The sequence below is a fragment of the Portibacter marinus genome (assembly GCF_021533195.1).
Lineage (GTDB): Bacteria > Bacteroidota > Bacteroidia > Chitinophagales > Saprospiraceae > Portibacter > Portibacter marinus.
Window position 1 is genome coordinate 352077 of the sequence record NZ_JAJNKB010000003.1, and the last position, 14377, is coordinate 366453.

Annotated in this window: 8 protein-coding genes; 4 read left to right on the top strand and 4 right to left on the bottom strand. The window is 39.7% G+C overall.

Annotation, left to right across the window (positions count from 1 at the left end; all coding sequences use genetic code 11):
• Positions 1–114: 114 nt before the first annotated feature.
• Positions 115–1203 carry an aminopeptidase gene (locus L2567_RS09230; RefSeq protein ID WP_235297470.1) on the bottom strand — a complete coding sequence of 363 codons (1089 nt, stop codon included), beginning with the start codon at positions 1201–1203 and terminating at the stop codon, positions 115–117.
• Positions 1204–1319: 116 nt separating this feature from the next.
• Between L2567_RS09230 and L2567_RS09235 the strand changes: the two genes are divergently transcribed.
• The 3 genes from L2567_RS09235 to L2567_RS09245 all read left to right on the top strand — a co-directional run bounded on the left by L2567_RS09235 (position 1320) and on the right by L2567_RS09245 (position 10090).
• Positions 1320–6677, top strand: coding sequence for a T9SS type B sorting domain-containing protein (locus tag L2567_RS09235; protein ID WP_235297471.1), 5358 nt, complete (start codon positions 1320–1322; stop codon positions 6675–6677).
• Between the two features lie 202 nt (positions 6678–6879).
• Positions 6880–7371 (top strand): T9SS type A sorting domain-containing protein, encoded by a 492-nt coding sequence (locus tag L2567_RS09240; protein ID WP_235297472.1) that lies wholly within the window; start codon positions 6880–6882, stop codon positions 7369–7371.
• A 25-nt stretch (positions 7372–7396) separates the two neighbouring features.
• Positions 7397–10090, top strand: coding sequence for an autotransporter outer membrane beta-barrel domain-containing protein (locus tag L2567_RS09245; protein WP_235297473.1), 2694 nt, complete (start codon positions 7397–7399; stop codon positions 10088–10090).
• A gap of 65 nt (positions 10091–10155) precedes the next feature.
• Here the strand turns inward: L2567_RS09245 and L2567_RS09250 are convergent, their stop codons facing one another.
• Genes L2567_RS09250 through L2567_RS09260 form a run of 3 tightly spaced genes read right to left on the bottom strand, consistent with a single transcriptional unit; the run spans position 10156 to position 12606 of the window.
• On the bottom strand, positions 10156–10740 hold the full coding sequence (locus L2567_RS09250; RefSeq protein WP_235297474.1) for a hypothetical protein: 585 nt from the start codon (positions 10738–10740) through the stop codon (positions 10156–10158).
• A 46-nt stretch (positions 10741–10786) separates the two neighbouring features.
• On the bottom strand, positions 10787–11827 hold the full coding sequence (locus L2567_RS09255; protein ID WP_235297844.1) for a zinc-dependent metalloprotease family protein: 1041 nt from the start codon (positions 11825–11827) through the stop codon (positions 10787–10789).
• Entirely contained in the window at positions 11800–12606 is an 807-nt protein-coding gene (locus L2567_RS09260) for a hypothetical protein (RefSeq protein WP_235297475.1), read from the bottom strand. Before L2567_RS09260 ends, L2567_RS09255 begins: the two co-directional genes overlap by 28 nt.
• Positions 12607–13047: 441 nt before the next feature.
• Between L2567_RS09260 and L2567_RS09265 the strand changes: the two genes are divergently transcribed.
• Positions 13048–14322 carry an aminotransferase class V-fold PLP-dependent enzyme gene (locus L2567_RS09265; protein WP_235297476.1) on the top strand — a complete coding sequence of 425 codons (1275 nt, stop codon included), beginning with the start codon at positions 13048–13050 and terminating at the stop codon, positions 14320–14322.
• The last annotated feature ends 55 nt before the right edge of the window (positions 14323–14377 follow it).

Here is a 14377-nt window from a genome sequence, read left to right on the forward strand (position 1 = left end):
TTCCTGATCATTTTGTAAGTATCGCGTTAGGGATAGGAGGTGTTGTCTGAACGGAGCGAATGCGAAGAGAGTACCGGATAGCCCGACCCGACGCAGGAGGGTAACGCCCAAATCTCAAATCAAAAATTGGCCATTCTCATAAATTAATTCGTCATCTGCGAATATCTGACCTCCATTTTTCATATCTGAAATCATATCCCAGTGCACAGCTGACTCGTTTTTGCCACCACACTGACCGTATGATTGCCCCACCGCCATGTGGATAGAGCCACCAATTTTCTCATCGAACAGAATATTTTTTGTGGCTTGCTGAATTCCGTAATTCATACCGATAGCAACTTCCCCAAAATAGTTAGCCCCCGGAATGGCAAATACCTGATCCAGAAGATCCTGACCATGTTCAGCTGACCACTCCACAATCTGACCATCTTTGACTTTAAGCCGGATCCCTCTGGCTTCCTGTCCCATATAAATCGCAGGGTAATCAAACGTCATTTCACCATTTACGGAATCTTCGACAGGAGCAGAAAACACCTCCCCTGAAGGCATGTTGTTCATACCATCAGAATTAATCCAGGTCCGTCCTTTCACTGAAAATACTATATCTGAATCTGGGCGTTTATATCTGATCTCTGACTTCTGATTCAAAAAGTCGACAATTTTTTGTTGTGATTTTCGAACCTCTAACCAGGCAGCGACCGGATCATCCTGATCTAATTTGCATGCATTAAAAACAAAGGTTTCATATTCCTCCAGTGACATCTCAGCTTCCTGGGCATTCGCTTGTGTGGGATATTGACACAAGGAGCGCTTCAGCGAACCGTCTGCCAACCGATCAAAGTAAATTTTCTGAAGATTATTGTTGGCCTTAGCGCGCTTTCTTCTTTTTAAGGGATCTATATTTTTGTCAGCTTTGAGATTAAAAGGGGCCCTGATGTATAGATAAGCGTCGCAATCCTCCATAGCTTTGACAGAGGTTGGCGATATGTATTCTAACTGATCATCATTGGCATGGTCCATAAAGATTTTAGACTGTCCCTGGAAGCTCATATCTACCGTTACATGGGCACCTATTTTAATGGCTTCACGATAGACTTCACGGATCAGTGGTTCAGCTAAGGTGGTAGATTTAATGTAGAGCTTTTCACCTGCCTTTAAATCCAGGGAGTATCCTGTCAGGAGTCGAGCGTATTTATTTAGCATAACGTTTGCTTTAGAAAATGGAAGATACAATAAATGAAAAATTTTCCTATTTCTTTAGTGCGTCTGCATGTCAATGAAATAGATACTATATTTATCATCTAATAAAACTCAGGATCTTGCTTAAGACATTCTTTATTTGCATTTCTATACTTTTTCCTATTCTCATCCAAGCTACTGATTATTACTGGGTTGGAGGAAGCGGAAACTGGTCCGATATTTCTCATTGGGCAACGACTTCAGGCGGAAATACTACCCATGCTCAGGCACCCGGATCAGAAGACAACGTATTTTTTGACAACAATTCATTCAGCGGGCTTAACCAGACTGTAACCTTGAATACAGACATTGTTTTTTGCAGAGATATGAATTGGACGGGAGTCTCGAATAATCCTGCAATCGTGGGAAGTGCATCAAGTACACTTAATATTCTTGGGAGTTTAGCACTTTCACCCAATATGGATTTTGACTTTCAAGGAATTACCCGATTTCTGGGGGCTGATATGAATTTAACTGTTGATTATGCAGGTCACAGTGCCGGATTACTGGTTATTTTTGAGGGTAATGGAGGCTGGCAGTTTGAGAGTTCAGTGGTGATTGATAGCACATTGAGTTTACGAAGTGGGACACTAAATACTAATGACCAGACGATTACCAGTCGATTCTTGTATGTGGAGGGCAATGGAGAAAAGTCATTGATGTTGGGTTCTTCTGTAATTACGTTGACAGGAAAGTTTTTAGACACTTACCGCTTTGATGATGAGGACATCAAAAGTTTGTCAATTCATGTAGAGAATGTCAACATTGATCCCGGGACATCTTCTATTATAATGACTGCCAAAGATCCCGGGTTTTGGATTACAGGAACGGGAAATTTATCGCTTTACGATGTAACATTCAGTTCAGCAGCCGGCCGGGCCCTGATGTCAAATAGTTATTTCGAAAACAACATTAACCTCAATGAGTTGACCGCTCTATCAAGTACTACTTTTCTTACCGACTTCGATGCTAATTACCTGATATTAACCGGAGGCAATGTTTACGAATTTAAATCTGGTGAGACCTATGAACTGGAGAATATCAGCGGTGATGGTGATTGTGCCCAGGGTGTTATTATGACCTCTACAGAAAATGGTAATCATACTACTTTTAGTGTTAATTCAGGGAGTGTAGATATGGCCTTTGTAACCCTTAGAGACATTCATGCTTCGGGATCAGCATCGTTTACTGCCTCCCAGGGAGTGGATTTGGGCAACAATAATGGATGGAGTTTTACCAATTCAATGAGCCAGGATTTTTTCTGGATCAATGGGCAGGGCAACTGGACCGACCCTGGTCACTGGTCCTTTTCCAGTGGTGGTCCATCCAGCGGTTGTGTTCCATCTGGAAAAGACAACGTTTTCTTTGATGCAAACTCTTTTAATGTAGCTGGACAGAAAGTGGTCATTGACATCCCTAACGTATATATGCATGATATGACCTGGCGTGGAATTACGAATAATGGCGGTATGGAAGGAGATTTAGATTACAGAATTCGAATTACCGGGTCTTTAGAATTTGATGCCACCATGGAACATACATTTGAAGGCCACTATCATTTCGAAACCTCTGAAGCCGGCAATACCATTCAGACTAATGGTATCATGTTCAATAGAGAAATGTTCTTCAGCGGCCTTACGGGTGAATGGACTTTCTTAGATGATGTGGAGATGGTTTGGAATTTAAATCTATTATCTGGAACCTTAAATACCAATGGCAAAAAGGTAACGATGCGCGCATTTTTAAGTAGGAGTATGGTGCCTCGGTCTCTGAATATAGAAGAAAGCCACCTGATTCTAAGGCCGGTAATGTTTTACGAACCATCATGGGAAGTAGAGAATGAGGGTTATCAATTGTCTGCAAATGGATCAAAGATAGAGTTTGAGTCGCATCATGGAAATTTTGGACATTATGGGTATTCTGAAACACCTGTTCAAAGCTACGATACGGTTTTATTTACGACCAATGAAGCCTACTTAAGTAGTTACAATTGGTTTTTGAGTGAGGACACACCAGCCCTGGAAATAGATCATCTACTTTTCCGTGGAAACGGGTACATTGATGGTAGTTCCCATTTCAGAGAGATGAATTTGGCCGCTGGGCATCATTATTTGTTTGACGCTAATGAACAGCGGGCACAGAGAGTGGATGAACTGGTGACATCAGGTGATTGTGATTCGGGATTGACACAGATGTTTAGTACCATCAGGAGTCAAAGAGCTCGCATTTTTATAAATCAGAATTATACGCTGGACAGGATGCATATCACTGATGTACAATTTGCGGGAGCAACGGTAATTGCGGACAACTCTTTGGATGGGGGAAATAATCTGGGTGTTACATTCAATGAAATAACAGCAAGAACACTGTACTGGGTGGGAGATGGGGGTTTCTGGCAGGATCCATTGCACTGGTCCTTAAGCAGTGGTGGTCCAGGTGGAGAATGTGTTCCTACTTCGATCGATGACGTCATCTTTGATGTCAATTCATTTTCAATACCCAATCAGCAAGTGGATTCTTATGGTACCAGATATAGGAATTGTCACAATATCACCTGGACGGGCACTACCAATCAACCGTCCTTTGTTAATTGGTTTGTTAACCCCACGGGTGACTTGACCTATGATGATAGTTTTAATAATTATGTTTGGAGGACTGTATTCTCTGGTGAAGAGTTACAGACCGTAAGCAGCGGTGGTCAAATGTTCAACTGGATAGAACTGAAGCACTTAGGAGAAGTAGAATTTATCGACGACTTGAGTCTATATCTATTCACCCAAACATCTGGTTCGTTTTCATTCAAGGATATCAATGTTCAAACCAATGAATTGTACTTTGAGCATAATGTACCCAAATCTGCCAGCTTCGGAAACAGCTATATTACGATTAATGGTGAAGGCAGTTTTGACAATCCTCCATTTTCGGGATTTAGTGAACAAGTGACCTTGGATGCGGGAAACTCGACAGTAGACTTTACTGGGGTGAATACCGGCTTTCAGGATTATAGTCAATTGAGTTTTAACAAAGTCATCTTCTCTAATCCGCAAGCCACTGGAATCATGAAAAATCGAAGGCCCTGGGAAGAAGATAGTACCCAAAGAACCAATACCTTCCGCAGCGTGGAATTTACCTGTAACGGTGAAACCTATGGTAATTTCTTAACGGATACTTTGATTGGTGCCCCAGGTAAGACTTATATTTTCGATGCTGACAGAAACATGGATGTTGATGCATATCTACAGATGATCGGTAATAACTGTACGCCGATAGAGATGAGGTCCTCTTCTCCTGGAACAAAGGCAAAGATGGTGATGCCATCCTCTGGAGAGGTGGTGGTTGATTTTGTGCAAATGCGAGATATTCAAGCAAGTGGTGGCGCTGATTTTAATGCCGGAGCAAGAAGTACAGATATTGCAAATAGCAATATCGGCTGGACCTTTGAGGATGCTCCTGACTTTGTCGAATCCGGATTTCTGGGACCAGATCGTGCGCTTTGTACTGGTGAAGATTTAATCCTTGATGCCTACAGTTTTAGTCCTAATGAAAGATACAGTTGGAATGACAACAGTTCGGATTCCATCTTAACGGTCAATATGCCGGGGACTTACTTTGTGGAGGTTGAGTTTCAATCTTCTTGCATATTACGAGATACCGTAGAAATCTTTACTGCACAGGATGTTCAAGCCATGTTGCCTGAGACCAGCAGTATTTGTCAGGGCACAGCCTTGGTTTTGGATGCAGAAGTCCCTATCGCCACAGCGGCTTACAATTGGAACACTGGAGAATCCCAGGCGAGTATTGAAGTCTCGGAATCTGGCATCTATGTTATCAACATTGATGTTGATGGCTGTATCTCTTCCGACACTTCTTTAGTAAATGTAGTAGAAAATCCAGGCCTGGATCTGGGTGGGGATAGATCAGTTTGCGAAGATGAGATGTTTACTCTGGAGACTGATATTATTGCAGATGCCTATTTATGGCAGGATGGAAGCACTGAACCTTCTATCACATCTGTTCTCGGGGGTTTATATCAACTCTATATAAATTATGAGAATTGTAGTTTTAGTGATAGCGTGATGATTGATATCACGGAAAGGCCATTGGTCAATATTTTTGGACCCAGTAGTGTTTGCAGCAACGAACAAGCGGTATTGCTTGTAAGCAATCCCAACAACTACCCGGTGACCTGGCAAGATGGTTCCATTAATGAAAGTATAGCTATTAGCGAATCAGGTCTATACACAGTTACCTTGAGTGACAATGGTTGTACAGGAGAAGCCTCCAGGCTTGTCGAAGTTTTTGAAGCACCAACCTTAGATTTAGGAGAAGATCTCGAGGTTTGCGAAGACAGTGTGATCGTTCTGGAATCCAGCATAGATGGCATTTCATATCTATGGAGTAACGGTGACATCACTAAAAGCATTGACATACTAGCTACTACCAGTTCGACATATACGTTAAGTGTGACAAATGATCAGGGATGTGAAGCAAGTGATGAAGTAAATATTACCGTATTTGAATATCCTGAAGTGGATTTAGGTCCATTGATGCAAAACGTTTGTAATAATGAAATGCTTATTCTGAATGCCGGACAGGAAGGCACTTGGCAAGATGGTTCTTTAGCTGAGAGTTTTGATGTTCTTGAGAATGGCACATATAGTGTTACAGTCAGCAACAATGGATGTAATACTGAGGCTTTAACCGAAATCACCTTTGTCGAAGCCCCTATGGTGGACCTGGGAGAGGACATCACAGCGTGTGAAGGTGAAGAGATCATAGTTTCTGTCCCAGAATCCTCGATGAACTTCCAGTGGGCGGACGGAAGTATAATAGCAGAACGTATCATTAACGAAGCGGGAACTTACACCTTGATTGTACAAGAGAACGGGTGCACCGAACGGGATAGTATAGAAGTAGCATTTAACGAAACACCAGTTCTCGATCTAGGTACTGACACCACCGTATGTGATGATTTACCTTATGTGATTTTACCCAATGTCAGGACTGATGGTGAATTGCAATGGTCAGACGGTAGTACTGCGAATTCATTTACGCTAGAATCATCTGATCAAATTTTTGCCACCCTTACCAAAGGTATTTGTTCAACTAATGACTCTATACAGGTCAACTTTAAGGAATGTGTTTACTTTGAATCGTTTATCCCTAACGCCTTCTCACCCAATCAAGACGGGATTAATGATGTAATGGAAATCTACTTTTCAGAAGGCTTGATCGTAGAGTCTTTTGATATCACGGTTTTTGATCGTTGGGGGAATCGTGTATTTAAAACCGAAGTCCTAGAGGACTACTGGGATGGCAGGTTGGACGGTCAATATTTAGATGAAGGGGTATATATGTACTTTGTCAATGTTAGCTATATTGATGATCTTGGACCAGGGACTCAATTAATCAAAGGTGATGTGACCCTCATCAAATAAGATCATCAAATCTTACTGCAATCCATCTGCGGAAGCAAATTGGTCTATCAGACTTTATGTCCCTATCTTTTAATAAGGTGCTTCCATAAAAGTTAGGTAGTACCAAACTTTTCTGACTGCTTCTACCATGAATATGGGATTGTTTGCTTTTCAGGTGTGCGTTATCTTGAGGAAAATCCAATTATTAATAAAATCTACAGTTATGAAAACCTCAAACATGTTCTATTCACTGATCATCCTACTTGTGGTTTCTGCGCAGTGTTACGCCCAAAGCGTCGTAGCTTCTGCCGGAGAAACCAGCACACCGAAACAGCTTGTGTGGAGCTGGACCCTGGGAGAAAGTGCCATTGCAACCACGCAAAATGACCATTTACTCTTTACAGAAGGGTTTCAGCAACCTAATATTGTTGTTGAGGAGATTTTTGCGACGACCAGATCAAATGCTGAAATTTCCATCCAACCCAATCCTACAGCTGATGAAGTTACCATCCGAAGCAAGGATCTGGATATGACGACGACCACATTGTTCTTATACGATCAAAGCGGCCGAAGAAATATGATAAGAGCTGAGCAAACTCTGACGAATGAGATGAAGATAAATTTAAGCAATTTACCCTCTGGCATCTATCTCCTCCACTTAATGGATCAAGAGGCCCAATTGCTGCATACTTCAAAGATTATTAAAACCAATTGATTCTAAACCTCAAAACTTTTTTACAATGAAAAATATAATTCGAACACTAGTAATACTATTATTGACCACAATTACCATTTACGGACAGAAAGGTCCCAAAGGCATGAACTACCAGGCTGTTGTCAGAAGTCTTGATGGTCAGGTGATGGCCCAAAAAAACATTGACCTAAAAATTACCTTATACTCAGGCCAGGCAAGGACTGCAGTATATACCGAAGAACACCATCTTTCAAGTAATCGTCTTGGACAGATATCGCTGGTCATCGGTGAAGGTGCAAGCCGAAGTGGTACGCTTGAAAGAGTACCATGGGCCAACGATGACATCTGGATGTCGGTTGAATTCAAAACCAACACTATGAAAGGATATGCAGCTTTAAGTGATACAAAGTTGCTTGCTGTTCCTTATGCCTACCATGCTGTTACCGCTGAACAGTTGACACGTAAATACCGTTCTCAGGATGACGGTGTGCCTTCCAATACCTGGTCTCTTTTTGGAAATTCCAACGTGAATGATCAAAAGGATAGGTTGGGGACTACAGATATGGCGGACCTAGTTTTGATCACTAACAATGTGGAGCGAATGAGAATACTAGAGAGTGGAGATATTTCGATCGAAAACAATCTCGGAATAGGTGCTGACCTGGATATAGCTAATGATCTGAACGTAGGCAATAATTTGGATGTGGGACAAAATGTCAATTTGAATACCAGCGGTGGTTCGACTACAGTCAATGGTGATCTCGATGTGGCTAATATGAGTTCTACAGTTCTGACCGGGACTCTGAACGTTCAGAAGAACTCGGATTTGGATGCTGATTTGAATGTAGATGGGAACAGTACTTTGGTAGGTACATTAAATGTTAACGGAGATACAGATTTGGATTCAGATTTAAATGTAGATGGTAATTCGACTTTGGTGGGTTCTCTGAACACGCAAGGTGATACGGACTTAGATGGCATGCTCAATGTGGATGGGGCCACTGAATTAAATAGTAATTTAACTGTGACTGGAATGAGTTCTACTTTATTGACAGGGACTTTAAATGTCAATAAGAATACCACAATAGATGAGGATCTTACTGTAGGAGGAACGACAAGTTTCAACGGTGATCTGGATGTGGGTGGTGCATCTACTTTGAATAGTTTGACAGTAGAAGGAGATTCGGAATTACAGGGGACACTAGATGTGGATGGAGCTTCGACTTTAAAGAGTACCTTAAATGTGATGGGAAATACGGTCCTGGATTCGGATTTGAATGTGATGGGGAATACAGGATTAGCTGCTGATCTTGTTGTAGATGGAGCAAGCACCCTAAACAGTAACTTAACCGTGGCAGGGATGTCAACGACTACCTTAACTGGAGATCTTAACGTAAATAAGAATTCAAATTTGGATGGTACTTTAAATGTGGATGGAGCCACAACACTAGGAGGATCGCTGGACGTCGATGGTGATGCAACTTTCAATTCCGATTTAGAAACTTCAGGTGAAATAGCTGCTGCTTCCGCAAAATTTGAAGGGCCGGCAATCTATACTATATCTAATAAGAAGTTTGTAGCTCACATTAATAATACTGATGATTCAGATGATGGAACCAATGGTCTCGCCATCCAAATCGGTACCACTTCAGACTTTCATAATAGTGGAGAAAACGATTATGTCAGTTTTTTTAATGGTAATGGAACATTGACCGGAGCAATTGAAGGTTTTGAGCTTGGGACAGACGATCCTTTAAGTACCTATAATGATGTATTTCCTTTTTCATTTAAAGACTTTTTCAGTTTAGGATCTTTTACGGGTAGTTTCTTTAGTCCAGCTGATCTACCAGATAATGTACTTTCATTCTCGGAAGGAAGTCTTTCATTTGATTTTCCTTTTATTGGAGACGGTGATGTAAATTTTGTAAAGCCAAACTTGGCTAAGAACTTTAGCAACTTTGTTGGAGGATCATTCAATCCTATCGAATTATTGACTGATTTTGCTCCATTAAGTCCATCAGGTGAAGATAAGTTAAAGGAACTAATTTGCTGGGCACTTGGAAATGGGTTAGAATCGCTGATTACAACCAATCCATTTGATCTTGCTTTGGCTGCTACTATTATTCAAGCCACTCAAGAGTGCAAAGAAGGTAGCGAAGGAGGTGTCACTTATGTTTCATTTGGTGCTGACTATGCAGAATGGCTACCTCGTGCAGATATCAACGAGGGTATGAAAAATGGGATGATTGTTGGTGTTACCAATGGTAAAATTTCTCGTCAGACAGAAGGCGCAGATCAGATTCTCGCTATTTCCACTAATCCAATTGTACTTGGAAACAAACCCATACCAGGTAAAGAAGCTGAATACGAAAAAATTGCATTTATGGGTCAGGTGCCTGTCTTAACGAGAGGTAAAGTGGAAATTGGGGACTACATCCTACCGTCCGGAAGAAATGATGGATTCGGACGCGCTGTTAAACCTGAAGATTTGCAAATTTCCGATTTAACCCAAATTGTAGGAAGGGCTTGGAGTGCTTCACAGAATGAGTGGATGGGTTATGTCAATGTTGCTATTGGACTTAATCGTAATGACGTTGCTAAAATCGTTGCTAAGCAGCAAGAAGATTTACTTGCACTAAAAGATGAAATCTCTGACCTAAAGCAAGGCTTGCAAAGTCAGATTAGTGATCTAAGTGCGAAGATAGACAAGAATAGAAGGCCAATTGAAATAGCAGAATAAGACATCATATAGTAGGTTGGAAAAAAAAAGAGACTGCCAGACAGTCTCTTTTTCAATAATTAATTTCACAATCTAAATTTGGCGTCCTTTATGACGATGGTTTCGGGTTCATTATAATCGAAAACAGGTTGTTCACATCGTTGTAATTTTCCATCACTAGTATAATTACACCACCTCCTGGTCAGTTTTATCTGAAAGTGACCTTCTACAACGCTCGAATCAAGTGATATATAGTCGAACCTGATGAAATTTTCAAAATCGGGGGTGACGATAAGTGAATCGTATCTTGAGGAAGTAACAACTTCTTCGAATGCACCATAATGGAAATAAGCAGAGGTTGAATCTATAATCTGTTTATCAAAACTGATTTTAAGTTCATGTAATTCTAGCTGAAAATCCAGCAAATTACATTCATTGTATCTTACTAAACCTATTGATCCAACAGGTTGATCATTCTCATGCCTATAACCAAAATAGCCTGCATCAAACTCTGCTTTTTCTCCATTATATATTGATTTTGCACAAAAATCTTCTTCAAAAAATATTGCTTCTTCATCATACCCCATCGTATCGCAAATTGCAGGTATTCTGTCTTCTTTGGAACACGCGAATAACAATACTAATATTATTAAATAAGTAAATCTATTCATTAAATTGTATTTGTGAATATGTCTCAAACCGATTGTAGTTTTAAATTTAAAGTGTGACAAAATGTATTGATTTAATGTAATCTTTGCTTCTAACCGTAACATGTTTCAATCCAGTTGTAAGATTTTCAACATTAACCTTTAAATTATATTTACCTTTTCTATAATACTTATTCTTTCTTATGACTTTCTCCAAACTTCCATATTGGTTATAGATATAGACAGAGAGATCCAAGTCCAAAGGTATTTCAAGTTTTAAAGTCATTTCATTTGATACTATCGGATTTGGAAATACCTCAATGCCCAATGCTTTTCGGATTTCTCCAGTATTCTCTGAAAGGGTAACAGATTCTATTTTCTCAGAATAATAAATAGATTCTTGTTCATTTTGAACTGACTTGACCTCAGTCACTGTCTGTCCATTTGAGAAACTCGCAATTAGCCGTATAAAAATAGTTGGAGCATCATCTTTAGGTGGAAAAGTACTACCATTTACTACAAGATCACTACTATTTGAGCCAATATTATAATAAGTCCAACCATCCTGACTCCATGACCATTGATAATTGGTAATTATTTCATTGCATGTATTTCCTGTCCAAGTATAGGTCTGCCCTTCATCGTATATTGTAGAAGGTCCGTCAATTGTAAGTGCAACAGGATCATCGCCAGTTTCATAATCATCAATTCTCCAAGCCGCCAATCTTAATTGCCTTGCATTGTCCCTACTATTATTTTCTCCGGTACTTTCATTATTAAAAAAAATAGTTGGATTAGCAAAATTTTGGATTCTATTAACTGGACCATTCACCATAATTGTTGCATTATCATTAGCTAAAAGATTCCCTCGGGCATAAAAATTTAAGTTCTCCACCCCACCGTCTCTATTATCATTATCATGTTTGCACCCGAAATTATGTGCAATTTCATGCACAAAGACAAATCTGTTTAAATTTACTCCTATTTGTACTATAGCATGAGCTTCTGCGCTATCATCATTATTGTGTACGAAAGCCGCTCCTTCTATTCCATCAAAAAAAGGACTATCTGTTAATAGTACGACTAGGTCTGCATTTTCATTATCTCTGATATTCTCAGAGCTATTGTATTTTGTGCAATTGCATCTCTCATGGCAATAATATTATCAGCTCCGGGAGTGAGAGAATTAGGATTAGCTCTATCAATTTGATCACTGACACCGTTAAATAATTGAGCATCTGCTAAGTCAAATGTCAGCTGTTCTGCATTAATTCCACTATTTCGTAGAGCTTGGTTCGCTTGATTGATATACGTTATTGCTGCTTGATTACCATCTTGAATGTTATTTGCAGCGGTGGTAAATAAAACTAAAACTCTTACATTTCTAGGACATGAAAAATTTCTTTGGTAACTAGTTCCCTCTGAATTTCCTTTCATACCATCGTGATCAGTATTATGGTTAGCGCATCGGTAGCCTTTTGTTAATTCATTATTTTTCTCAATAAGAATACTTATCCTGTTTCCATTCTTTGAAGTTAAAGATTTACCTAAATCTTCTATCACAAAAGATCTTTCGCCAACATTGATATTACCAAATAATGCTCCTTCTACCTCTGCAAGTGAAACTGTTCCTACATTAATATTTTGCCTGTCTACGACTTCTCCTTGCCACTCATAATTATTAATATCATCTACTTTGACATATTTAGATTGAGCTTTATAAACAGAATTATCATTTGGGATTCTAAAACTAAAGTTTCCATTTGAACTAATAATGGAATTAATACTATTAATATTTATCCTATTTACACTTAAATTTAGAGAACTAGATGTACGAAGTTCTAATTTCTCTTCGATGTCAGCGTTGACTTTCATAGGGTTATTATCCATCGTAAACAGTCCTTGACAAAAATATTAATGGATAAAAATAAGGCGGTAAATGACGTAATTAAAATACGTTTTTGATATCACATAAATCTTTTGTAATAAAGTTTTTCCTACTTCTTTTTATAGTAGTTTTTCAGTTTGCAATATTGCATTCCTACTATGGTTTCTAAAGGAGATTCTTCTAATGAAGAGTAATTAGACAAATTTGACCTAAACAAAAATTAAATTGATTAGATTGCTCGCATCCTAGTTCAATTTAAGAATATTTATGAATTTTGCAAATTTTAGCTCATAAAATTTATTTTTCTATCACCTTTGTCCTTAAATTCCTTGTAATCAAGAGCTATTTATGTGCTAATAAGATTATTGAAACACGTATGTGAATTGCATATTTTTTTAGGAAGTACAAAATTCTTTACATTTAAGTGAAGAATTACAGGACTTATGACCAACCGCAGAAATTTCTTAAAACACACTTCGAGAGCAGCGATGGTGCTGCCCTTCATTAAATTAGAGCGTAAAGCTATAGGCTTAAATGCACTAAATACTGCAAAGCTCGAAGACGATGACTATTGGAATTTGGTCCGGAAGCAATTTCCGCTAAAAGAAGGCCAAACCTACTTCAACAACGGCACCATGGGACCGCCATCCAGCTACGTTCTGTATAAAATGATGGAGCACATGATGCATTATGCTAAAGAGGCAGCTACCATTGACTATAAGAATGGTTCGGGTCCGGCGCTTTTAAGTGGTTATTTCCCTTGCGTGGAGTTAAGAGAAAAATTGGGAGCAATTATTAACTGCGATTACAAGGAAATTTCATTGACCCAAAACGCAACCCATGGAATGAATTTCGTGGGAAACGGTTTGGATCTCAGGGAGGGCGACGAATTGATCAATACCAATCAGGAGCATGGTGGTGGCTTTGGTGCCTGGCAATTGCTGGCTAAGAGAAAAGGTTGTATCTACAAGCAGGCAGTGATGCCAGAACCGGCGAATGATCCTCAGGAAATTATTGATGCGATCTTTAAGGAAGTTACGCCACGAACAAAGGTCATTGCAGTTCCACACATCATTTCTGTTTATGGTACAGTGATGCCAGTGAAAGAAATATGTGCCGAAGCTCGTAGAAGAGGCATCTTCACCGTTCTGGATGGGGCGCAATGCGTCGGACATGTCAAAGTTGACGTTAAGGATATCGGATGTGATGCTTATTACTCAAGTCTACATAAGTGGTTATTGGCTCCCGCTGGCAGTGGTTTACTGTATATCAATAAAGATGTGGTGGGAGATATTTGGACTACTCTAGCGAGCTATAACTGGGATAATGAAGAAGATCATGGTTTTAGGTTGATGCAATCCGGGACAGGTAATCCGGCGCAGATGGTTGGATATGAGGCAGCCGTTGATTTTTTTAATACGATCGGGGAAGAAAAGTGGTTGAGCAGAATTCATGAATTGGGTGCATATCTTCGCGAAGGTTTAAAGTCCATGAACCATGTAACCATTCATTCTTCGACTAATGAGAACATGGCCGCTGGAATCACGACTTATTCTGTGGAGGGCCTGACCGGGCCTGAACTTCAGAAAACAATGTGGGAAAAGGAACGATTGCAACCTCGATCTGTAGGGCAGGAATTCCTACGGCATTCTACACATATCTATAATTCTAAAGCAGAAATAGACAAGGCTTTAGAGGTCTTAGCAGATCTTGCTTAGTGAATTCGTCTACCATGAATATGGGATGGTATAGGTGGTCAATGTTTCGTAAATT